21 protein-coding genes are annotated in these 21,875 nt (G+C 69.4%); 15 read left to right on the top strand and 6 right to left on the bottom strand.

The genetic code is table 11. The annotated features are described in order from the left end of the window. Nucleotides 1–7 precede the first annotated feature (7 nt). The gene (locus Q8R60_11350) at nucleotides 8–1,483 is read left to right on the top strand and encodes a sugar transferase (protein MDP3713064.1); all 1,476 of its coding nucleotides are present in this window, start codon (nucleotides 8–10) and stop codon (nucleotides 1,481–1,483) included. A 10-nt stretch (nucleotides 1,484–1,493) separates the two neighbouring features. Here Q8R60_11350 and Q8R60_11345 read toward each other — a convergent pair whose 3' ends face one another. Beyond that, nucleotides 1,494–2,057 carry a hypothetical protein gene (locus Q8R60_11345; GenBank protein MDP3713063.1) on the bottom strand — a complete coding sequence of 188 codons (564 nt, stop codon included), beginning with the start codon at nucleotides 2,055–2,057 and terminating at the stop codon, nucleotides 1,494–1,496. A gap of 17 nt (nucleotides 2,058–2,074) precedes the next feature. Here Q8R60_11345 and Q8R60_11340 point away from each other — a divergent pair, with 17 nt between their 5' ends. After that, entirely contained in the window at nucleotides 2,075–3,544 is a 1,470-nt protein-coding gene (locus Q8R60_11340; GenBank protein MDP3713062.1) for an O-antigen ligase family protein, read from the top strand. A 7-nt stretch (nucleotides 3,545–3,551) separates the two neighbouring features. Here the strand turns inward: Q8R60_11340 and Q8R60_11335 are convergent, their stop codons facing one another. Both Q8R60_11335 and Q8R60_11330 read right to left on the bottom strand, forming a co-directional pair. Continuing rightward, entirely contained in the window at nucleotides 3,552–4,424 is an 873-nt protein-coding gene (locus Q8R60_11335) for a glycosyltransferase (GenBank protein MDP3713061.1), read from the bottom strand. After that, nucleotides 4,406–5,596: a glycosyltransferase gene (locus tag Q8R60_11330; protein ID MDP3713060.1), complete on the bottom strand. Its 1,191-nt coding sequence runs from the start codon at nucleotides 5,594–5,596 to the stop codon at nucleotides 4,406–4,408. The genes Q8R60_11335 and Q8R60_11330 overlap by 19 nt, the downstream gene beginning before the upstream one ends. Nucleotides 5,597–5,730: 134 nt before the next feature. On the opposite strand from Q8R60_11330, the gene rfbF reads away from it, so the two are divergent. From rfbF to Q8R60_11300, 6 genes are all read left to right on the top strand, one after another. After that, a complete protein-coding gene (gene rfbF / locus Q8R60_11325) occupies nucleotides 5,731–6,513 on the top strand; it encodes a glucose-1-phosphate cytidylyltransferase (protein ID MDP3713059.1) in 783 nt (260 codons plus the stop codon). Continuing rightward, nucleotides 6,510–7,490 carry a GDP-mannose 4,6-dehydratase gene (locus Q8R60_11320; GenBank protein MDP3713058.1) on the top strand — a complete coding sequence of 327 codons (981 nt, stop codon included), beginning with the start codon at nucleotides 6,510–6,512 and terminating at the stop codon, nucleotides 7,488–7,490. The genes rfbF and Q8R60_11320 overlap by 4 nt, the downstream gene beginning before the upstream one ends. Beyond that, nucleotides 7,487–8,434: a glycosyltransferase family 2 protein gene (locus Q8R60_11315; protein MDP3713057.1), complete on the top strand. Its 948-nt coding sequence runs from the start codon at nucleotides 7,487–7,489 to the stop codon at nucleotides 8,432–8,434. Before Q8R60_11320 ends, Q8R60_11315 begins: the two co-directional genes overlap by 4 nt. A 2-nt stretch (nucleotides 8,435–8,436) precedes the next feature. Further along, nucleotides 8,437–8,868, top strand: coding sequence for a GtrA family protein (locus Q8R60_11310; protein MDP3713056.1), 432 nt, complete (start codon nucleotides 8,437–8,439; stop codon nucleotides 8,866–8,868). 146 nt (nucleotides 8,869–9,014) lie between these two features. Beyond that, nucleotides 9,015–10,241: a glycosyltransferase family 87 protein gene (locus tag Q8R60_11305; GenBank protein ID MDP3713055.1), complete on the top strand. Its 1,227-nt coding sequence runs from the start codon at nucleotides 9,015–9,017 to the stop codon at nucleotides 10,239–10,241. Continuing rightward, the gene (locus Q8R60_11300; GenBank protein ID MDP3713054.1) at nucleotides 10,238–11,182 is read left to right on the top strand and encodes a class I SAM-dependent methyltransferase; all 945 of its coding nucleotides are present in this window, start codon (nucleotides 10,238–10,240) and stop codon (nucleotides 11,180–11,182) included. The genes Q8R60_11305 and Q8R60_11300 overlap by 4 nt, the downstream gene beginning before the upstream one ends. On the opposite strand, the gene Q8R60_11295 is transcribed toward Q8R60_11300, so the two are convergent. Both Q8R60_11295 and Q8R60_11290 read right to left on the bottom strand, forming a co-directional pair. Further along, a complete protein-coding gene (locus tag Q8R60_11295) occupies nucleotides 11,150–12,172 on the bottom strand; it encodes a glycosyltransferase family A protein (protein MDP3713053.1) in 1,023 nt (340 codons plus the stop codon). The genes Q8R60_11300 and Q8R60_11295 overlap by 33 nt on opposite strands. Then, nucleotides 12,169–13,509, bottom strand: coding sequence for a lipopolysaccharide biosynthesis protein (locus Q8R60_11290; protein ID MDP3713052.1), 1,341 nt, complete (start codon nucleotides 13,507–13,509; stop codon nucleotides 12,169–12,171). The genes Q8R60_11295 and Q8R60_11290 overlap by 4 nt, the downstream gene beginning before the upstream one ends. Nucleotides 13,510–13,617: 108 nt before the next feature. Here Q8R60_11290 and Q8R60_11285 point away from each other — a divergent pair, with 108 nt between their 5' ends. The 7 genes from Q8R60_11285 (at nucleotide 13,618) to Q8R60_11255 (ending at nucleotide 20,615) form a co-directional block, all read left to right on the top strand. Beyond that, the gene (locus Q8R60_11285; GenBank protein MDP3713051.1) at nucleotides 13,618–15,399 is read left to right on the top strand and encodes a thiamine pyrophosphate-binding protein; all 1,782 of its coding nucleotides are present in this window, start codon (nucleotides 13,618–13,620) and stop codon (nucleotides 15,397–15,399) included. Next, nucleotides 15,396–16,091, top strand: a complete 696-nt coding sequence (locus tag Q8R60_11280) for an HAD family hydrolase (GenBank protein ID MDP3713050.1) — start codon at nucleotides 15,396–15,398, stop codon at nucleotides 16,089–16,091. Before Q8R60_11285 ends, Q8R60_11280 begins: the two co-directional genes overlap by 4 nt. Continuing rightward, a complete protein-coding gene (locus Q8R60_11275; protein ID MDP3713049.1) occupies nucleotides 16,088–16,906 on the top strand; it encodes an aldolase/citrate lyase family protein in 819 nt (272 codons plus the stop codon). The genes Q8R60_11280 and Q8R60_11275 overlap by 4 nt, the downstream gene beginning before the upstream one ends. Then, nucleotides 16,906–17,745, top strand: a complete 840-nt coding sequence (locus Q8R60_11270) for an NAD(P)-dependent oxidoreductase (GenBank protein MDP3713048.1) — start codon at nucleotides 16,906–16,908, stop codon at nucleotides 17,743–17,745. The genes Q8R60_11275 and Q8R60_11270 overlap by 1 nt, the downstream gene beginning before the upstream one ends. Before the next feature lie 49 nt (nucleotides 17,746–17,794). Further along, a complete protein-coding gene (gene rfbH, locus Q8R60_11265) occupies nucleotides 17,795–19,129 on the top strand; it encodes a lipopolysaccharide biosynthesis protein RfbH (protein ID MDP3713047.1) in 1,335 nt (444 codons plus the stop codon). A gap of 73 nt (nucleotides 19,130–19,202) precedes the next feature. Continuing rightward, complete coding sequence (locus tag Q8R60_11260) at nucleotides 19,203–19,751, top strand: NUDIX hydrolase (GenBank protein MDP3713046.1); 549 nt, start codon at nucleotides 19,203–19,205, stop codon at nucleotides 19,749–19,751. Between the two features lie 24 nt (nucleotides 19,752–19,775). Continuing rightward, nucleotides 19,776–20,615 carry a WecB/TagA/CpsF family glycosyltransferase gene (locus Q8R60_11255; protein ID MDP3713045.1) on the top strand — a complete coding sequence of 280 codons (840 nt, stop codon included), beginning with the start codon at nucleotides 19,776–19,778 and terminating at the stop codon, nucleotides 20,613–20,615. Between the two features lie 225 nt (nucleotides 20,616–20,840). On the opposite strand, the gene Q8R60_11250 is transcribed toward Q8R60_11255, so the two are convergent. Further along, nucleotides 20,841–21,830, bottom strand: a complete 990-nt coding sequence (locus Q8R60_11250) for a GDP-mannose 4,6-dehydratase (protein ID MDP3713044.1) — start codon at nucleotides 21,828–21,830, stop codon at nucleotides 20,841–20,843. Between the last annotated feature and the right edge of the window lie 45 nt (nucleotides 21,831–21,875).

Below are 21,875 nucleotides of genomic sequence, written 5' to 3'. Positions count from 1 at the left end.
TCGCAGCGTGACGACGGCTCCGGCAGTGCCCCTCACCGACGTCGGGCGTCCGGTCGGCCGTCCGGCCTGGGAGGCCGCCTACAGCTCCAGCCTCATCGTCGTGGACGCCCTGCTGGTGACAGTGGCGGCGCTGACGGCGCTGCTGGTCAGGTTCGGCGGTCCCGAGGGCGACGTCGCGGTGGGGACCACCACCGGCCTCGGCTACACCGAGGTCGCCGCGATCTTCGCGCCCGCGTGGATCCTCATGCTCGCCGCGAGCCGGGCCTACGAGGCCCGCTTCCTCGGCAACGGGTCCGAGGAGTTCAAGCGGGTCGTCAACGCGACCGTGCGCTTCACCGCGCTGGTCAGCACCACGGTCTTCGTCTTCAAGGTCGACCTGTCGCGTGGGTTCGTCGCCGTGGCGCTACCGCTCGGCCTCGTCCTGCTCGTTCTGGGGCGCTACGCCGCTCGCAAGGTCATCGTCGCGCTCCGCCTGCGCGGTTACGCCCAGCACCGGGCGGTCCTGGTCGGCTCCCACGAGGAGGTTTCCGCGCTCGCCGCCCGCATCGTGCGCGAGCGCTACACCGGGATGCGCGTCGTGGCCGCCTGCCTGCCCGACTACGAGACCCGCCCGGTCGAGGTGGCCGGTGAAACCATTCCCCTTCTGGGGGCCGCGCGCGATCTCGCCGGCAGGCTGGCCAGCGTGCAGGCCGACACCGTCGCGGTGGCAGGCACCAGCGCGCTGTCGACCCGCGAGCTCCGCGAGCTCGCCTGGGACCTCGAGGGCACCGGGGTCGACCTGGCGCTCTCGCCGGCGCTCACCGACGTCGCCGGGCCGCGCATCCACGTGCGGCCGGTCGCGGGCCTGCCATTGCTCCACGTCGAGGAGCCGACCTTTGGCGGCGTCCGCAAGCTCGTCAAGGACCTCATCGACCTCGTTGCAGCGCTCGTGCTCGTCCTGCTCCTCGCACCGGTCCTCGTGGTGATCGCGGCCCTCATCAAGCGGGAGGACGGCGGCCCGGTCTTCTACCGCCAGGAGCGGGTCGGTCGCGACGGCCGGTCCTTCCGCATCTGGAAGTTCCGAAGCATGCGCGTCGACGCCGACCGGATGCTCGCGGACCTGGCCGCCCACAACGAGCACGACGGCCCGCTGTTCAAGATGAAGCAGGACCCACGGCTCACCCGGATCGGCATCACGATCCGCAAGTACTCCCTCGACGAGCTCCCCCAGCTCTTCAACGTCGTGCTCGGTTCGATGTCCCTCGTCGGCCCCCGGCCGCCGCTGCAGACCGAGGTCGACCAGTACGCCGACCACGTGCACCGCAGGCTTCTCGTCAAGCCGGGCATGACCGGCCTGTGGCAGGTCAGCGGCCGCGCCGACCTGGAGTGGGACGAGGCCGTGCGCCTTGACCTCTACTACGTCGAGAACTGGTCGGTCGCGCTCGACTTCATGATCCTGTGGAAGACGATGTTTGCCGTAATACGCGGGTCAGGAGCCTACTAGCGATCTGGCCCTAGGACGCAGAAGGCTGAGCAGAAGGCCGAGTGGGCGTCACCGAAGTCTGAGTCTGAGACGGAGACACGGAGGGCTCGTTCAGCCCTGCGGACGGCGCGGGGGCGGCGTTGGGATCCGGGCAGAAGGCAGCTTTGGTCGCTGCAACGATAGAAGAGGCGCCATCCGGCGTGATCCCCGAGACCTCCCCTCCCAGGTACTGCTGGATGGCGAAAGCGTCTAGCTTCTCGGCCGAGAGCTGCCCCTCGAGGATCTGCTTGCAGACGTAGCGGGCCCGCGTCACCGCGAGGTCAAGGTCCGCCACGAGGTTCTTGTCGATGGCGGCGAGGCGGCGGGAGAGGTCGCCGCGCTGGTTGCTGTTGAGGTCGGGCACTCCCGCCAGCGGTCCTGCGGCGGGGGCCGGAGTGCGGTCGTCGTCGTCCGTCGAGGACACACACGCTGAGGCGGTCAGCGTGATGGCGAGGGACAGGCCGAAAGTGGCCAGGGGTCGGGTAAAGCGGGAGGAAGACACGGTCAATTCTACCAAAGCTGAATGACGCCTCGATGTCGAGCGGCTGAAGGCCATCCGCCTACCCTGGAGCCGTGCCCGCCGCCATCGACAGCGCCCGACGATCCTCGGACGCCCAGGACGCTGCTGCGCTGCGCCTGGTCCCGGGCACCGTAGTCGTCGCCTTCCTGCTCACGTGTGGCCGTTGGGGGAGCTACTTCGGTCTGCCTTCCCGGGCGGTCTACATCACCGACGTCCTGCTCGTCGGCACCGTCGTGTGGCTCTTGAGCCAGCATCGCGCCTGGCTGCGCGCCCGCTGGGCGGTGCTCCGGAGCGGGTGGCGCCCTCTGCTCCCGCTCGGTGCTCTGCTCGCTTGGTGTCTGCTCCGTCTGGCGGCCGGGGGGTTGCCCGACCGAAGCGGGCTGCGCGATGTGGCGCCGTACCTCTACGCCTGCGTGGCCCTGTTCCCCTTCCTCGCGGGCCGGGAGGTCGACTGGGGTCGGACGTCGCAGGTGCTGAGAGCTGCGCTGCTCGCGCACCTCGGCTGGGTCACAGTGTCGAAGTACGTCGGGGCGCTGACCGCGAGCATGCCGCTGCTCGGCGGAAAGGTCCGCATCTTCGAGATCCGCGCGGACTTCGACGGGGCGGTGCTGGCGATCACCGCTGGCGTCTTTCTCGCGCGTGCCCTCGTCGCCTTCCGCTCGTGGCAAGGCGCGCTCGCGGCGGCGTGCGGCGTCTGGTCCTCGCTGCTCGTGCTGCAGGTCGCCAACCGCGCCGCGGTCCTTGCCCTCATCGTCGTGCTGGGCATTCTGTTCGCCGACCGTAGGCGCAGCCTGCTGCGGCTGCCTCGCACCGTCGTGCTCCCCTCGGCGGCCGTCCTTCTCGTGCTGGCACTCGTCCTGGTGCCACGGACCGCGATCTACGGGCGGCTAAGCGGCGACGCCGAGTTCAGCGGCAACGCAGCGAGCGGGACCACTGACGCGCGCGTCGAGGCGTGGACCGACGTCCTCCGCTACATGCAGTCGTCCCCGTCCCGCGTTGTGGCCGGGGTGGGCTTCGGGACCGACTTCCTCGGGGCATCGGGCGGTGACGAGCGTTTCGAAGGCACAACGTTCAAGGATGTGCGGGCCCCCCACAACTACGTGCTCAACACCTACGCGCGCCTCGGCCTGGTCGGCGTCGGCCTTCTCGCGTGGACCCTCGCCGCGCTGGCCGCCGCCGCGCGCCAGCTCCTGCGGCGCGGGAGGCGCGTCCGCGACGTCGACCTGCTGCTGGTCTTCACGGTTGGCAGTCTGCTGGTCGCGAGCCTGGTCGGGGTCATCCTCGAGTCGCCGTTCGGCGCGGTGCCCTTCTTCTGGGCCGTCGGTGCGCTGCTCGTTCAGCGCGCCGGTCCCGAGGCGCCACACAAGCTGACAGCAAAGGTGGTCGAGGAGCTGCGCGAGCCCCTGGATCCGCGGCCAGGTCCGCCACCCGAGATGCGCCCCGCGGTGCCCTTGGTCTGGACCAGACTGAGCCCGTCGACCTTCGTCGTCACGGCAGGAGCACCTCAGCGCGACAACGACTGACGGCTCGTTACCGGTACATCCCCAACAGGCTGGCGGCAGTGTCGGCGCCCTCCTGCGTGGCGAACCACCGGGTGTCCCGGCCTCGGAGCCCGTTGGTCGTGAGCTGCCGGCGGTAGGACCCTGCGACCAGCTTGAGAGCTGCGTGCGCGGCGTTGCCGGCGAGCCGGTCCAGCCGACCGGCGTTGCCGCGGCGCATCCCGTGCCTGCTCGTCAGCCGCACCCACTCCGGGTGGTCGTCGCCCATCGGCTCACCGCTCGCCTGAGCCTCGTGTCGACGGAAGGCACCGAAGCAGCGTGGCTCGTAGTGGAACCGGGCGCCTCGGTCTGCGAGCTGGAAGTAGAGGTCCCAGTCCATCAGCACCCGCATGCCCTCGTCGAAGGGCCGTGCAGGCAGCGCGCTGCGACGGATGAAGAGCGCGACCGGTGACAGCGGCGGCGAGGGGAGCCGGGTGAGCAGCCGGCGCTGGAAGGGGTGCTGGCCGAGCAGCCGTGTGACCCGGCCCGCCGCGTCCACGAAGACGCTGTCGCCGAAGACGACGTCGGTCCGCGGTTGCGCCCGGAAGATGGCCAGCGCCCTTTCCAGAGCGCCCGGCAGGTAGTAGTCATCGGCGTTGAGCCAGCCCACCACGTCACCGCTCGCGTCCGCCAGGCAGTCGTTGAGGGTGGCGCTCAGGCCAGCGTTGGGCTTCGCGCGCCACACCAGCTCCCTGGGCCAGCGCCGAAGGACCTCGACGCTGTCGTCGTGTGACCCGTCGTCGATCACGACGTGCTCCACCGACGCGCCGTGCTGCCGGTCCACCGACGTCAGCGCGTCCTCGAGGTAGTGCGCGTAGTCGTAGGACGGCGTGAGCACCGAGAGCTTCATGCGGTCGGCCCGCACGAGAGCTCGCGGCAGGCGTCGGCGTAGACGCCCTCGAGCTGGGCGGTCACGACCTCGGGGACATAGCTGAGCTCGTAGAGGGCGCGGGCCGCCTGCCCGCGACGCCGGGCCTGCTCGGGGTCGCCGACGACGACGTGCAGGGCTGCCGCGAGGCTGGGCGTGTCCGGCGGTGCGAGCCAACCGACCTCGGGTGTCACGACCGCTGCAAGCGACCCTAGCGCGCTCGCGAGCACCGGGGTCCCGAGCGCGAAAGCCTCGACGATGACGCGTGGGAAGCCCTCGAACCAGCGAGAGGGGACGATCAGCGCCTCCGTCTCCGCCATGAGCGCCGAGACCTCCTCCGGCACGAGGTCACCGAGCACCTGCACACTGGTCATCCCTGATGCCCGGCGGCGGACCGCGTCGAGGTCCGGCCCACCGCCCGCGAGCGTCAGTGTCGTCCGGGAGCCGAGGCCGGCGAGTTCCCAGGCATCGAGGAGGACGTCGTAGCCCTTCTCCTGCTGGAGCCGCCCGACGAACAGCAGGCCGGCCCGGGTCGTCGTGGCGGCGTGCGGCGGCTCGACGACGGCGTTGGGCTTGTAGACGACCCGCGACGCGGGGATCCCAAAGCGGACGAGGTGTTCGGCCACGAACGGGCTGACCGCGAGGAAGCGGGACACCTCGTCCCACACGCGGTCGTGGCGGGCGAGCGTCGCCGCCATCACGACGCTCTGGGCCCGGGAGTCGCGGTAGCAGCCGTGCAGTACGCCGGCAGCGCGAGCGCGCGAGCCGACGCAGTCCGTGCAGGGGCGGCCGTCGCGGAAGAACGTGCCCTTCATGCACACGTGCCGGAAGTTGTGCACGGTCTGAACGGTGGGGACCCCCCGCCGGCGCAGCTCGCCGACGAAGCCGAGCCCCACCAGCGGGTAGGGGTTGTGGACGTGGACGACATCGATCGACTCGCGGCGCACCACGTCGAGCACGTGGTCGTCGGCATCGGTCGACCGGAAGGCTCGCAACGGGAGGCCGGCCCGCGCGACGGGGCCCCAGGCGTCGAGCTCGTCGCTGGAGCGCACGTAGGTCACCACGTAGTGACCGCGGGCGCGGAGCATCTCGGCGTCGCTTTCCACGACCCGGTTCTCACCGGACGGGTTCTCTGAGCGGTACGCGTTGTGCGCGATCAAGACCCTCACGGTCGGACCGTTAGCACGCGGTGGAAAGCCTCTCGTGCGCGGTCCGGGCCCTCGGCGGAGGACGATGCGTCTATATAGTACGGCCTTCAAGTTGTCAGGCGTCAGGCTGCGCGTCGCATTCCACGGAGGTCAGGATGAAGGCAGTTCTGCTGGCCGGTGGGCTGGGCACACGCATGCGCGAGGAGACCGAGTTCCGCCCGAAACCGATGGTCGAGGTGGGCGGCAAGCCTGTTCTGTGGCACATCATGAAGATGTTCTCCAGCCACGGGATCAACGAGTTCGTCGTGTGCGCCGGCTACAAGAGCGAGATCATCAAGGAGTACTTCCTCTCCTACGAGGCCCGCAACAACGACTTCACCATCACCCTCGGCAAGTCGCACGAGCTGGTCTTCCACGACCAGCACCTCGAAGCCGATTGGACCGTGACGGTCGCAGACACGGGGGCGGCCACGATGACCGGCGGACGCGTCGCCCGGATCAGGCGCTACGTCGAGGGCGACGGTCCGTTCATGGTCACCTACGGTGACGGGCTCGCCGACGTCGACCTCACCGACCTACTGGCGTTCCATCGGGCGCACGGCAAGGCGGCGACGATCACGACTGTGCAGCCGCTGTCACGCTTCGGCCTGGTCGACCTCGACGGCGACTCCGTCGTGCAGAGCTTCCGCGAGAAGCCGCAGGTGCACGACTGGGTGAGCGCCGGGTTCTTCGTCTTCGAGCAGTCCGTCTTCGACGTCCTGGACGGTGGTGACGAAATGGTGCTTGAGCAGGAGCCGTTGGCCGAGCTCGCTGCGCGCCGCGAGCTCGTGGCCTACCAGCACTCCGGCTGGTGGCAGCCGATGGACACCTACCGCGAGTCCACCATGCTCAACGAGATGTGGGATCGCGGCGACGCTCCCTGGAAGGTGTGGTCGTGACCTACTGGTCGGACAAGCGGGTGCTCGTCACCGGCGCCACGGGCATGGTGGGCTCGTGGGCCGTCAGGCGGCTCGTCGACGAAGGGGCTCACGTCGTCTGCCTCGTCCGGGACGCCGACCCGCAGAGCGAACTGTTGCGCAGCGGCACCATCAATCGCACCACCGTCGTCAACGGTCGACTGGAGGACTACGACGCGGTCGAGCGATCGGTCAACGAGCACGACGTCGACACGATCCTGCACCTGGGTGCGCAGACCATCGTCGGCACCGCCTACCGGTCACCGATGCAGACGTTGCAGGCCAACGTCGCCGGCACCTGGAACGTGCTGGAGACCGCCCGGGTGCACCCGGGCCTTGTGCGTCGTGTCGTCGTCGCGAGCAGCGACAAGGCCTACGGCTCCGTGCCGGACCTGCCCTACCGCGAGGACATGCCGCTCCGGGGCACGGCGCCCTACGAGGTCTCCAAGTCGTGCACCGACCTGGTCAGCACCAGCTACGCAGTGACCTACGGCACGCCAGTGGCGATCGCCCGGTGCGGCAACATCTACGGCGGCGGTGACCTGAACTGGAGCCGCATCGTGCCGGGAACGATCCGGGCGCTGCTGCGGGGAGAGCAGCCGGTCCTGCGCTCCGACGGCACCTTCCTGCGTGACTACCTCTACGTCGAAGACGTCGTCGACGCCTACCTCGTCACGGCCCAGGCCCTCGACGGCACCGTGGCGCCTGGTGAAGCCTTCAACTTCAGCGACGAGAAGCCGCTGTCGGTCATGGACATCTACGCAGCCGTCTGCCATGCCACGGTCGGCGAGGCGGTGGCCCCGCTGGTCCTCGGGCAGGCCAAGGACGAGATCAAGGACCAGTACCTCGATGCGGCCAAGGCCCGATCCGCCTTGGGGTGGTCCGTGGCGTGGGGCCTCGAGCGCGGGTTGACCGAGACCGTCTCGTGGTACCGCCAGCTGCTCCAGTCGCGCACGTGACCCAGGGAGCGCCCGTTCGCAAGCTCATCAGCGTCGTCGTCCCGGCCTACAACGAGAGCGACTGCGTCGATGAGCTCGCTCGTCGGCTCGCGCTGGTGTTCGACAGCGAGCCCGGCTACGACTTCGAGGCGGTCATCGTCGAGAACGGCTCCACCGACGACACCTACGCGAAGCTTGTCCGCATCCACGATGCCGACCCGCGGTTCAAGGTCCTTCAGCTTGCCCGCAACTTCCGGATGGACGGCGGCCTGACGGCCGGTCTCAACCACATCACCGGTGACGCCGCGGTCGTCATGACGGCGGACCTCCAGGACCCGCCTGAGCTCATTCCGGAGTTCCTGCGCAAGTGGGAGGAAGGTTTCGAGAACGTCTACATGGTCGTGAGCAAGCGCGAGGGCACCGGCCCGATCCGCACGCTCAACTCCAAGGCGTTCTACTGGCTCGCCGGGAAACTCACCGACGGACGCATCCCGCGCAACGCCAGCGACTTCCGACTCGTGGACCGCAAGGTCTACGAGTCCGTCAACAGCATGCAGGAGCGCAACCGCTTCGTGCGTGGGCTGTTCGCCTGGGTCGGCTACCGCTCGGTCGGCATACCGCACGAGCGTCCCCCGCGCTTCGGTGGTGAGTCCAAGGCCTACTCCCTCAAGGTCATCGACCTGGCCTTCAAGGGCATCTTCGCTCACAGCTACATCCCGCTGCGCATCATCACCGTGTCGGGTTTCGTGGTCTCGGCGCTGTCGTTCCTCACCCTGGCAGTGCTCGCCTTCCGGTTCTTCGCCTTCGGGGTGCCGTTCGCAGGCTTCGGCACGATCGTCGGCTTCACGCTGCTGCTGTTCGGAGTCCTGTTCACGATGATCGGCGTCCTCAGTGAGTACGTCGGCCTCATCTACGAAGAGGTCAAGCAGCGGCCCAACTACGTCGTCCGTGAGTGGATCACCTAGCCGTGTTCGAGCGGCTGTGGCGGGAGGAGCGACTGCGTTTCCTGGCCATCGGCGTGGCCAACACGGCCTTTGGCTATGCGGTCTTCGCCTGGATCGAGGTGCTCCTCGGCGACCGGTGGCCCTACCTCGCCGTCTTGCTGGGCAGTTACGGTGTATCTGTCGTGTTCTCCTTCTTCACCCAGCGCCTGCTCGTCTTCCGGGTGAGTGGGTACCTCTTCACCGACGCGATGCGGTTCCTGGGCGTGAGCAGCTCCGGGTTGCTGCTCAACGCAGCGCTTCTCCCACTGCTCGTGGAACTGCTCTTCCTGCCAGTCCTGCTCGCGCAGGCCCTGGCCCTGACGATCGGAGCGTGCGTGCTGTACCTCGCACACAGTCGAATCTCGTTCCGTCGAGCAACGGGCGCGTCGTCGCCGCGCCAGGAGCCGCCGCGATGACCGATCGTCGTCCTGGATCGCCGGCACGCCGGGGTCGGCCACGTCCGCTTGCCGCAGCCCGACGCGCAGCGCGGCTCGGGCGCGCCGCTGCGACCGCGGGGTCGTCGCCGCTGCAGCGACGCGACCTGGCAGTGCTGATCCTGGCTGTGAGCTTTGCCGTCGTCGCCTTCGTGCACTACATGGCGGGGGCCTACCTGCAGAAGGGCTATCCCTACAGCACTCCCTTCTACCGGCCCGACGACCGCTTCCCGGGTGCGGCGGAGAGCGCCGGGGCCGGCCGGCACCTGTTCGGCGACTTCTACCAGATGTGGTCGATCACCAAGCTCGACTCCCCCTACGACTCCGCGGACCCCCTGCGGGCGAGCAACTACCCGCCACTGGTCCACTTCGTCCTGCGGCCCTTCACCTGGCTGCCCTACGACGTCGCGGCAGCGGTCTTCCTCGGACTACTGGCGGCCGCCATGGTCGCCATCGCCTACGCCGTACTGCCAGGGCAAGGATCAGCCAGGGTACTGGCCGCCGTGGTGCTCGGTGCCCTCACCTACCCGTTCCTGTTCCTCGTCGACCGTGGCAACGTGGACGGGTTCGCGCTCGTCTTCGTCGCGTCCGCCCTCCTGCTGCGGCAGCGCTGGTGGTTCCAACGGCCTGTGCTGCTCGCGCTCGCCGCTGCGATCAAGGTGTATCCGGCGGTCTACGGCGCGCTGTTCATCCGGGACAGGCAGTGGCGCGAGCTCGCGGTGTGGGTGGCCACTGGGGCCGTCGTCACCGTGACCGCCCTGAGCGTGTTCGAGAACGGGCCGGTCGAAGAGGCTCTGCTGTTCATCGACTCGCTCAAGAGCTTCGCGGCCCAGACCGGAGGGACGAGCTCTCACTTCGTCCAGCACACCGCGTCGCTGATCAGCATGACCAACGGCTACGTCGGACTCGGCGTCCTGCCTGACGAGGCGCGCTACGTCGCCGCTGCGCTCTCCTTGGCCTTCGCCGCGCTGCTCGGCGCGTTCATCGTGTTCGTGCGGATGAAGCTGTGGCAGGCGTCGTTCCTCCTGGCCACCATGGCGACGGTGTGCATGAGTGCCTCCTATGACTACCGTCTGTGCTTCTTCATCGTTCCGCTGCTGCTCCTGATCCGCGACGAGTCCGAGGTCCAGTGGCCAGCGCGGGCCTTCACGGTGCTGTTCGCTCTCGTCCTCGTGCCGAAGTCGCTGCCGATCGTCTACAACGACGTCAGTGTGGGTCCTTTCATCAACCCGCCGCTGATCACGATGATCGCCGTCCTCGTCATGGTTGCGGCCTGGCGCGCCCGCCGCACCGCCGCTGCCCGCGAGGCGGTGGCCGCGTCCGCCGTCGCGCGGCCGGAGCCGGCTGCCGTATGAGGACTGTCACGCACTGCCTCGCCTGTGGGAGCGACGACCTCGAGCGCACGGAGTCCGTGCTCGCGCCGTTCATCAAGTCCTACGTGGGTGAGCGGCACGACGCCCCCGGCCCCGACGTCACGGACCCCTGGCTGCTGCGGTGCCGCGAGTGCGGGCTGTCGTTCTTCGACAGGCGCTACACCGACAGTGAGACTCGCGTGCTCTACAGCGAGTACCGCAGCGCCGCCTACCAGGCCCACCGGCAGCGCTTCGAACCGCTCTACACAGCTGCGCTCAATGCCCGCATCGGCAGCGACGAGGCCGTCATTCGCCGCCGCCGCGAACGCGTGGGGGAGTTCCTCGCCGCGCATCTCGGCTCCGAGGTATCGACGTTGCTCGACTTCGGCGGCGACGCCGGACAGTTCCTGCCGGACCTTCCGACCGCGAAGAAGTGGGTCCTCGAGCTGTCGGACGTCCAGCCGGTGGCGGGCGTGACTCGTGTCGCGCGGCTCGAGGACCTACCCGGACCCGTGGACCTGCTGGTGCTGGCCCATGTCCTCGAGCACGTGACCGACCCGGCGTCGCTGCTCGACGAGCTGGGTGCCTCAGTCGTCCCCGGTGGCCACCTCTACGTCGAGGTGCCTCTCGACCGTCCGGGCATACCCCCGGAGTGGGCCAAGCCGCTGCACGGTCGGTGGGTGCGCTTCCTCAACAGGGGCGACAAGCGCATCCGTACCGCTGACCTGCTGAGTACCCCGCTGCGGGTCGCGGCTCGTGGGCGGTGGGTTCCAGGCACTTTCCCCCGCCTGCATGAGCACCTGACCTACTTCACGCCCCACTCCCTGGCGGTCCTGCTCCAGCGAGCCGGTTGGACGGAGGTCGCTCGCCTCGAGTACACCCACGGCGGCGGCTTCACCGACTCACTGGCCCTAGGGATGCTCGCGCGCCGCGACGGGCTCTGAGCCGCGGGGCCTCAGCGCCTTACGAGCAGCCAGCACGCCACGGACGACAGGCGCGGGTGTGCGGGTGAGCAGCGCCAGCAGCTCGCAGAGCGCCCGGTCGCTGCCGCTGTAGTGCTCACGGAGTCGACGGCGGGCCGCGGGCCAGTCGACGAACGCCTCACCGAAGGCGCCTTGGGCCTTGACCCGGACAAGCATCGGGACGACGTGCCGCCGGAGGTGGGCCCGTCGGATCTCGGCCACGTCGTCCGCTGGGAGGCCTCGGGACTGGGCGCGCGCCAGCAGTCGGAAGTACTGGTCCAGGAAGACGTGGACGTAGTCGTAGGGCCCGGCGTTGTCGTTGCGGTAGCCGATGCACGGGCGGGCCAGCGCGAGAAACGTCGTCCCGAGGCTCAGGATGTCGACGAAGCCATAGGAGTGGGGGAGGTAGGTCTCGTAGACCTCTTCGTAGGGGAGGTCGGCCACGAGCGAGCGTCGGTAGACGAGCGCGGAGATGTAGGTGATCAGCGAGCCCAGCTCGACGTGGAGGTCCGCGGCCGAGCGGCGTGCGTCGGCCGAGCGGGCGAACGCCACGGAACCGTCGAACAGCTCTGTGGCGAAGTCGCGGATGTTGGGCGACAGCGCGTCGACGTCGGGGTGCGACCGCAGGGCCGTGACGATCGTGCTCAGGCCGTCGGGAAGCAGCACGTCGTCGTCGGAGTGGATGAGGACGAAGTCGCCCTCGGCGTACTCCGTGCAGCGCCACGTGTTCGACGGGCCGATGTTGACCGGGCGTCGCACGACTCGAAGGGCGCCCGCGCGAGCGAAGCGCGCCGTCACCTCCGGTGTCGTGTCTTCGCTGCCGTTGTCCACCACGACCACGTCGACGGCTGCCCGGTCGTCCGCTGCCAGCGCGGCCCACTGCGCGGTCAGCTCGCCGAGCGCCTCTTCCAGGAATCGCGCGCGGTTGAAGGTCGGGACGACGATCGACAGCAGCGGCGGGGTGGGTGTCATGAGCGTTCCACCTTCACGTCCAGGAGCCGCCTCACCCGCACGGCATTGGCAAGGGTCCCGGGGAGTACGACCAGCACCGTTCCCCAGACGATCCCCGAGGGACCGTGACGCTGTCCCAGCCAGGCGCAGACCGGCCAGGTGAGCACCGCCGCGCCGGCTGCGAAGGCCGCCTGCTGTCCCACCAGCCCGGTCCCGTTGAGCACCACCGACAAGCAGTTCGTGAGCGCGTAGACACCGAACCACGCGACGAGCGCGAGGACCAGCGGTCCGTCGGTGACGGTCCGCCCGAGCCAGAGCCGCAGCAACGGTTCTGCGGTCACCAGAAGAAGCCCGCCGCCTACGATCACGAGGAGGACGGTCGCTGCCAGCGAGCGTCGCGTCGCCCGCGCTATCCACTCCCACTCACCTCGCTCGGCCGCTGCCGCATAGGCCGACCACAGGGGGGTGAGCACGGTGAAGTGCAGGGTGATGAGGAACAGGAACAGCCGCTGAGTCGCCCCCAGCTCGCCGGCCTCGGTGACACCGAGAACGTGCGCGGCGACCAGCGGGTTGAGGGAGAAGACGACGATCGAGGCCGCCGCGAGCAGCCAGAAGCCGGACCCCTCGCGGACGAGGCTCCGCAACTCGGACCGTGACGTCCGGCCGCGGAGCTGCCGCCACCGCCAACCCCGGCTGCGCACGAACAGCAGCAGGACGATGAACAGGGACCCGTCGAGCACGAGGAAGTACCCGCCCGCAAGCGCCAGCAGTCCGGAACCCGCGCACACCAACGTGGCGAGCAGCAGAGCAAGGGCCTGCGCGCCCTCGGCGAGTCCCTTGGCGCTGGACTGGTGGTAGGCGACGAAACCGGCCGACCCGAGCCCGAGCGGCACCCCGAGGAGGTAGGCGCAGAGCACCACGACCACAAGGGTCCGGGCGTCGTCGTCGCCCCCCTGGGCACCCACCAGCTGGCCCCAGGGCACCGTTGCGGACGTCACGACGACGAGCCCTGCGAGCAGCAGCGCCAGGACACCCATGACCCGCAGCACAGTCCCGAAGAGCTGCCGCTCCGCCTCGTGGTCGCGCTCGTCGAGGCTTGCCAGGCGGGAGAGCCTGTTGCGCATGGCCTGCGTCAGCCCGCCGTCGACGACCCCGCCGAGGACCGCCAAGGTGCTGACGACGACCCACAGCCCGAAGTCCTCCTCGGGCAGTGCGCGCGAGATCACCCCGAGCCCCACGACGCCGCCGACGAGGGACACGCCGCGCGCTGCCAGCAGCGCCAGCGAACCGAGTGCGAGACCTCTCCCCGTCGGTGTCAGCGCACCGTGTGCCGTCGAGGCGGTGACGGGTCGGCTCACGCTCGAGTCTTGCACGGGGCCGGGCGCCGCTCCCGCCTCCCCTAGGCTCGACGGACGAGTCGGCTGCCCCCTCGACGGCGGCCAGAGACTGGCAGGAGACCGAGTTCCGTGAAGCACGCCGACCCCGTGAAGTACGCCGATGTGCTCGCCGACTGGCTCGTCGAGCTGGGTTACACCCACTGCTTCTTCCTGGCCGGTGGCAACAGCATGCACATGCTCGACTCCTGTCGGACTCGCTTCACCTGCGTGGCGACCGTGCACGAGGTGGCCGCCGGTGTGGCGGTCGAGTACTTCAACGAGTCCGCCGAGCGGGGGCGCGCGTTCGCCCTCGTCACAGCCGGGCCGGGCCTGACCAACATCGTGACCGCGGTAGCGGGCGCCTTCGCGGAGAGCCGGGAGCTCCTCGTGCTGGGCGGGCAGGTCAAGAGCTCGGACCTCGCCACCGACGGCCTGCGCCAGCGCGGGATCCAGGAGATCGACGGCGTCAGCATTCTTGCCCCGATCACGGTCCGCAGCGAGCGCGTCGAGCGCCCCGTGTCGCGCCGGGTCTTCGAGGAGATCGTGCTGGCCGGCACCGGGCCGCGTCCGGGCCCGGTCTTCATCGAGCTCTGCCTCGACGCGCAGGGCGCGCCAGTGCGGCCCGCCGATCTCGACGACGGTCGCGCCGACCGGCCTGCACGCGCCACGCCCAGCGACGCGCAGGTGCAGGAGGTGCAGCGGCTGCTCGACGCCGCCGAACGGCCGGTCGTGCTCCTCGGCGGTGGCGTGTCGCGGGCTGCCGCGGCCGAGTGCGTACCCCGTCTGGTCGAACGCGGTGTGCCGCTCATGACGACCTACAACGGTGCGGACCGCGTCGACGCCGACGCGCGCACCTACCTCGGACGACCCAACACCTGGGGTATGCGCTCAGCCAACGTGCTGCTGCAGCAGTCCGACCTCGTGGTGGCACTCGGGACGCGCCTCGGGCTGCAGCAGACCGGCTTCAACTGGCAGGGCTTCGCTCCGCTCGCGACGGTCGTCCAGGTCGACATCGACCCACTGGAGCTGAGCAAAGGCCACCCGCGGGTCGACCTCGGCATCGAGGCCGACGCTGACGCGGTACTGCGCGGACTCGTGTCGGGCGACCCGCTGGACACCGACGGCTGGCTCGCCTTCGCCGACGACGTACGCAAGCGCCTGCCGCTGTCCGAGGAGGGCAACAAGCACGCTGACGGCTTCATCGACCCCTACGACTTCTACCTGGACCTGTCGTCGCTCGCGCTGCCTTCCGACGCCGTGGTCCCCTGCTCCAGTGGTGGGGCCTTCACCGTCTTCTACCAGTCGTTCCTGCAGCGCGCTGGCCAGGTGATCATCAGCGACAAGTCCCTGGCGAGCATGGGTTACGGCCTCTCCGGTGCGATCGGCGTCGCCATTGCCCACCCGGGACGTCGGGTGATCCACACCGAGGGTGACGGCGGCTTCGCGCAGAACCTCCAGGAGCTCGGGACCGTCGCGGTCAACGGCCTGGCGGTGAAGACCTTCGTGCTGTCCAACCAGGGCTACGCCTCGATCCGCATGACGCAACGCAACTACTTCGGCGGCTCCTACCTCGGGTGTGACACCGCCACGGGACTGGGCTTCCCCGACTGGCAGGCGCTCGCGTCGTCGTTCGGCATCCCGAGCTACGTGCTCCCGGTCGACTGGACGACCGATCCCGGCTTCCTGGAGCTCTTCGACGCCCCCGGGCCGGCGCTGTTCGTCGTGCCGGTCGACCCGGAGCAGACCTACTTCCCGAAGATCACCAGCCGGGTGACCGCGGAGGGGAGCATGGAGTCCAACCCGCTGCACCTGTACTCGCCGGAGCTCCCTGACGACGTTCACCGGGCGGTCCTGCCGCACCTGCCCGCGTGACGGGCCCACGCTGGACGGCCGTCGGTTTCGATCTCGACGGCACGCTGGTCGACTCCCGGCCGGGCATCGAGTGGGCGGCGCGCGAAGCAGCGCTCGTCGCCGCCCCGGGCCACGACCTGGTCGGGTTCGCCGACCACATCGGCGCGCGGGTCCCCGCACTGTTCGAACGCTGCCTCCCGCAGGCAGGCCCCGAGGTCGTCGTCGAGGTGGGTCGGGCCTTCCGGCGGCTGTACGACGACGAGGGCTGGCGCCGCTGCACGGTCTACCCCGGGGTGGTCGACCTCCTCGATGCCCTGGTCGCCGCCGGGACGACCTGCCACGTCGTCACCAACAAGCCGTCCACGCCGACAGCGGCAATCCTCGCGCTGCACGGCCTCGACCGGTGGGTGTCGTCCGCGGTGAGCCCCGACTCGCCGCCCACGCACCCGGACAAGGACGCCGCGCTGGCCTGGCTCGTCGGCCAGCGAGCCTGGGTGCCGGCCGAAGTGCTCTTCGTCGGCGACACCGTCGAGGACCTCGAGGCTGCGACGCACTCGGGCACGTCGTTCATCGGCGCGGCCTACGGCTACGGCGGAGCAGGCCTTCGCCAAGTCCCAGGTGCCTTGCTCTGCGGTGACAGCACCCAGCTCGCGGCGCTCGTCTTCGGGGAGGCCTCACCAACTGGGGCAGACACGGCTAACCTGTCCGGGTGAACTCCACCGAGCGCAAGATGCGTGACATCCTCATCAAGGGCCGTGAGAAGTACGGCTGGCTCTCCGTCAAGGCCGAGTTCGAGGCCGAGGGCACCCGCATGGACGAGCTCCTGCGGCTCGTCGAGATCGCGCACTCGGCCGACATGGGCCTCGCGGTCAAGATCGGCGGTTGCGAGGCACTGCGCGACCTGTTCGAGGCCAAGCAGATCGGCGTCAACTACATCATCGCACCGATGGTCGAGACCCCCTTCGCCCTGTCGAAGTACATCGCGGCGAAGAACAAGGCGTACTCGGTCGACGAGGCAATCGACACCCAGTTCCTGTTCAACGTCGAAACGATCACGGGCTACGAGAACCGTGAGGCGATGGTCGAGCTCGCTCGCCGCCCGGGCGCGGCTGGCGTGGCCGGCATCGTCTTCGGGCGCAGCGACTTCGCGGGATCGCTCGGTCTCGACAGCGACGGCATCAACGACCCGCGCGTCACCGAGCACGTCCTCGGTATTGCCGAGCTGTGTGCGGACAACGGTCTTGACCTCGTGGTCGGCGGCGGTGTGTCGGTGGACTCGATCCCCGCCCTGCGCGAGATCGCGAAGGTCAAGCTGACCCGCTTTGAGACTCGCAAGGTCATCTTCTCCGCGGACGCCTTGGGCGTGGCGCAGGTCGAGGACGGCTTCCTCGAGGCCATCCAGTTCGAGCTGCTCTGGCTGACCAACAAGCGCGACTACTACAGCGCGCTGCAGCGCGAGGACCACAAGCGCGTGTCGGCCCTCGAGGGTCGCTGGGGCGGGCTCCTCCCGCCGTCGCTTCGCGAGTAGTGGTCCGCTACGCCGTCACAGGTGCGACGGGCTGGCTCGGGAGGGCTGCCGCCGCACTCCTGCGGGAGCGCGGCGACGACGTCGTCTGCTTCGGTTCGCGCGCCCGTGAGGGCGTGCTCGCACTCGAAGATCTGCCGGACGTGCCACACGACGTCCTCTTGCACTATGCCTATGTGACGCGCGATCACCTCGCCGACGGCTCCTGGGAACGCTACGTCGCGGCCAACGTCGCCATCACCGACATCGTGCTGCAGTCCGTGGCCCGCCACCAGCCGGCGCTGTTCTACGCCAGTACGGGAGCTGCCGAGCAGCCCGGCGGGATGCGCGACAACCCGTATGCGGCACTCAAGCGCCTCGACGAGCACGTCTTGCGTGATGCGTCAGGCGGACGGTGTGCCGTCGCACGGGTCTACAACGTCGGTGGGCCCTATGCGACCAAGCCCGAGGTGTTCCTGCTCACCGACCTCGTGCAGCAGGGGCTCAGCGGACAGCCGTTGCAGCTGCGGAGCAACCGTCGGGTGATCCGCAGCTACGTCGACGTGACCGACCTCGCTGCCTGGGCCGTGGCCGCAGCCGGCACCGACGTCTGCGTGGGCACGGCAGGGACCGAGGAGGTCGAAGCCGCTGATGTCGCCGAGGCAGTCCACTCGTGCCTGGGACTGACCTCACCGATCGTGCGGCCCCAGCTCGACCCGACGCTGCCCGACGACCGCTACGCCGCCGACCCGGAGCCGTGGCTACGCTCGTGCGCGGCGCTCGGCGTGGAGCCGAGGGACCTGCGGGCGCAGGTCGAGCGCACCGCTGCCTACGCGCGTGAGGCCGTCGCGACCGCTGTCTGAGACAATTATCCCCGACCGGCCGATCAGCGACTCTGAACAGGAACCTCCATTGACCCGCGCCGCCGAGCTCCGTGAGCAGATCCTCCAGCTGACCCGGGAGTATCACAGCGAAGCCTTCCCCGAGCGCACCTTCGTGCCGGGGGAGTCCCCCGTCCCCGTCTCGGGCAAGGTCTTCGACGGCGACGAGATGAGCTACCTCGTCGACTCGGGCCTCGACTTCTGGCTCACCGCAGGCCGCTTCTCCACCGCTTTCGAGAAGGTCTTCACCGACTACCTCGGCGTGCGCGACACCTTCATCGTCAACTCGGGCTCCTCGGCCAACCTCGTGGCCCTGTCGGCCCTGACCTCGCCGCAGCTCGGTGACCGCCGGCTCAAGCCGGGCGACGAGGTGATCACGGTCGCGGCCGGCTTCCCGACCACGGTCAACCCGATCATCCAGAACCGCCTCGTGCCGGTGTTCCTCGACATCGAGCTCGGCACCTACGACGTGCAGTCCGAGCGCCTTGCCGATGCCATCTCGCCCAAGACGAAGGCCATCATGATGGCCCACACGCTCGGTAACCCGTTCGACGTCGCGGCCGTCACCAAGCTCGCCAAGGAGCACGGCCTGTGGGTCGTCGAGGACAACTGCGACGCCCTCGGTGCCCGCTACAAGGGCAAGCTCACCGGGACCTTCGGTGACCTGTCGACGGTGAGCTTCTACCCTGCCCACCACATCACCATGGGCGAGGGCGGCGCGGTCATGATCAAGCGCGCCAAGCTCAAGCGGCTGGTCGAGAGTTTCCGTGACTGGGGTCGCGACTGCTGGTGCGAGACCGGGTGCGACGACACCTGCGGCAAGCGCTTCCAGTGGCAGCTGGGCACGCTGCCCTTCGGCTACGACCACAAGTACACCTACAGCCACATCGGCTACAACCTCAAGGCCAGCGACATGCAGGCTGCCGTGGGCCTCGCGCAGATGCCCAAGCTCGAGGGCTTCGTCAAGGCACGCAACCGCAACTGGCAGACGCTGCATGATGGGCTCGAGGACCTCGACTGCCTCATCATGCCGAGGGCCACCCCCCACAGCGAGCCGAGCTGGTTCGGCTTCGCCATCACCATCCAGCCGGGCAGCCACTTCTCGCGCCACGACATGGTGCAGTACCTCGACGCGAAGAAGATCGGTACCCGCCAGCTCTTCGGCGGCAACCTGCTGCGGCAGCCGGCCTACGCGAACATCGAGTGCCGGGTCGTCGGCGACATGACCAATGCCGACATCGTCACCGACCAGACCTTCTGGGTCGGTGTCTACCCGGGGCTCACCGACGAGATGCTCGACTACGTCGTGCAGTGCATCCGCGCGTTCGTGGCGGACCCCGCGCTCGCGACCGCCTCCCTGGGCTGATGTGACCCAGGGTCCGGAGCACGGGTACGCCGTCGTTCGTTCCGAGCGGGTCTTCGACGGGCGGGTCCTGCGTGTGAGGTCCGACCAGGTGGCGATGCCGGGCGGTGTGACGTCGCAGCGCGATGTCGTCGAGCTGCCCGGGGCAGTGGCGATCGTCGCGCTCGATACCGACGATCGCGTGCTCTTGGTCCGGCAGTACCGTCACCCGGTGGGCCGCCGGCTCTGGGAGATCCCGGCCGGCCTGCTCGATAGCACGACCGAGTCGGCCCTCGAGGCGGGCCAGCGCGAGCTGCTCGAGGAAGGCGGCTACACGGCCGGCAGCTGGCATGCCCTCACCGACCTGCTCACCAGCCCTGGCATGGCCGACGAGACCGTCCGCGTGCTGCTCGCCCGAGACCTGGTGGACGTCCCCGTCGCCGAGCGCCCACGGCTCGTCCACGAGGAGCAAGAGCTCGAAACGGGGTGGCTGCCGCTCGACGAGGCCGTCAGTCAGGTGCTGGCGGGTGCCATCGAGAACTCCATCACTGTGGCTGGGCTGCTCGCCGCGCACGCCGTCCGCGCGGGTGGTGGTGCCGCGCTGCGCCCCCACGACGCTCCCTGGGGTGCCCGCAAGGCGGTGTGATCGACGCTGCGCCAGCGTCGTCCGGTGAGCAGGATCGAGCGTTACAGTGGCGAACCACGGTCGGCGGCCCAGTCCGACCTGTGTCAACGAGGAGGGGCGCTGAGCACGGTCGACGTCACCGCGTGCCGCTTCGCCGGTGTCGAGGTGCAGCTCGTTGACCGCGGCAGAGCAGTCGATGTCCTGTCGGAGCGCGCGAGGGCGCGTGACGGCGTGGCTGTCCACCTCTGCAACGCCTACACGTTGACCCTCGCGAGCAAGGACACCGACTACGTCGCAGCGCTGCAGCACCGGGCCTACAACCTGCCTGACGGGGTCCCGGTCGGCTGGTTCGGCTACTGGCAGACCAAGTTGCCCAACCCCGGCCCTGTCCGCGGCCCGAGCCTGATGCGTCAGATGCTCTTGCAGCCAGGCCTGCGTCACTTCTTCCTTGGTGGTGACGATGTGGTGCTCCCTCGTCTGGAGGCGGCGGCGCGTGCGCTGAACCCCGAAGTGCACATCGTCGGCTCGCTCGCGCCGCCGTTTGCGGCGCTCGACAAGGATCGGCTCGCTGCCTGGGGGCAGCAGATCCGCGATAGCGGAGCCGATGTCGTCTGGGTCGGTTTGGGCACCCCTAAGCAGGACTACGCGATCGCGCATCTTGTGGACCACGTCGATGCCGTCCTGATCGGCGTAGGCGCGGCGTTCGACTTCCTCGCCGGCCTCAAGCGCGAGGCGCCTGAGCGGCTTCGCGGCACGGGGTTCGAATGGGTTCATCGCCTCGCGAGCGAGCCCCGCCGCCTCTGGCGGCGCTACCTCATCGGCAACGCCCAGTTCCTCGGCTTTGCCGTGCGCGAGTTGCGGGCCGGCGCAGATCGCGGGGCGTGAGTCGGAGCTGCGAATAGGGCTCTATGTAAGGCGTTTGTCGACCGCACGCCGTCTTCCAGTGCGCTCGTGGCCTTCTAGCCGACCGCCTCGGCCAGGTCGTCGACGTGCAGGAGCTCACGCCGCGGCGAACCCGTCCCCCGCGGGTCACGGCGCTGCGGACCAGGCCGCGATGGCGGGCGACCTAGATGCGGGCGTCGCCGCCCGGCGGGCGCGCTGTCACAGGGGTCAGCCGAGGTCGGCCGTGCGTCGCAGGTAGGCGACGTCGTGCTCGACCATCTCCCGCACGATGGCGTCGAAGTCCCGGGTGGGTGTCCACCCGAGGACCTCGCGCGCCTTCGTCGGGTCCCCGGTGAGCACGCTGACGTCGGCGGGGCGGAGCAGCGAGGGGTCCTGCCGGACATGGGGAGTCCAGTCGTCCACCCCGATGCAGGCGAACGCGCAGGAGAGGAGCTCGCGCAGGCTGTGGGTGGTGCCTGTCGCGATGACGTAGTCGCCGGGCTCGTCGTGCTGCAGCATCCGCCACATCGCGTCGACGTAGTCCGCGGCGTGCCCCCAGTCGCGTCGCACGTCGAGGTTGCCGAGCGTGAGGTGGTCGGCCTGGCCGAGCGAGATCGCCGCGACGCCGAGCGAGATCTTGCGCGTGACGAAGTTCGGACGCCGCCGCGGGCTCTCGTGGTTGTAGAGGATGCCGCACGCGGTGAAGGCGCCATAGCTCTCGCGGTAGTTGACGGCGGTGTGGTGGGCGAAGGCCTTGGCGGTGCCGTAGGGCGAGCGCGGGTGGAAGGCCGTCATCTCGGTCTGCGGCGTCTCGCGAGCGAGGCCGAACATCTCCGAGCTGGAGGCCTGGTAGACGCGCACGCGAGCCATCTCGCCGCTGGTGTGGACCCGCAGGGCGTCGAGGAGCCGGAGCACCCCGAGCCCGCTGACGTCACCAGCCAGCTCGGCCTGCTCCCAGGAGCGCCCCACCTCCGAGAAGGCCGCGAGGTTGTAGACCTCGTCAGGCTGCACGGCGTCGAGGACGCCGATCAAGCTGCGGGTGTCGCACAAGTTGCCCTCAAGCAGGCGAACGCCGGGCACGAGGTGCCGCACCACGTCGTTCTCGGGCGCGTACGTCCTGCGGACGAGCCCGCTCACCTCGTAGCCGCGGGCCGCGAGCAGTTCTGCGAGGTAGGTGCCGTCCTGGCCTGAGATCCCCGTGATCAGTGCCCGCGTCACACGCCCCACCCTAGTTCGCAGAGGCGGCGATCCGGACCGCGCACA

This window comes from Mycobacteriales bacterium (assembly GCA_030697205.1).
Taxonomy (GTDB): domain Bacteria; phylum Actinomycetota; class Actinomycetes; order Mycobacteriales; family SCTD01; genus JAUYQP01.
Note: the sequence above shows the minus strand (reverse complement) of the source record. Positions and strands in the feature narration are given on the sequence as shown.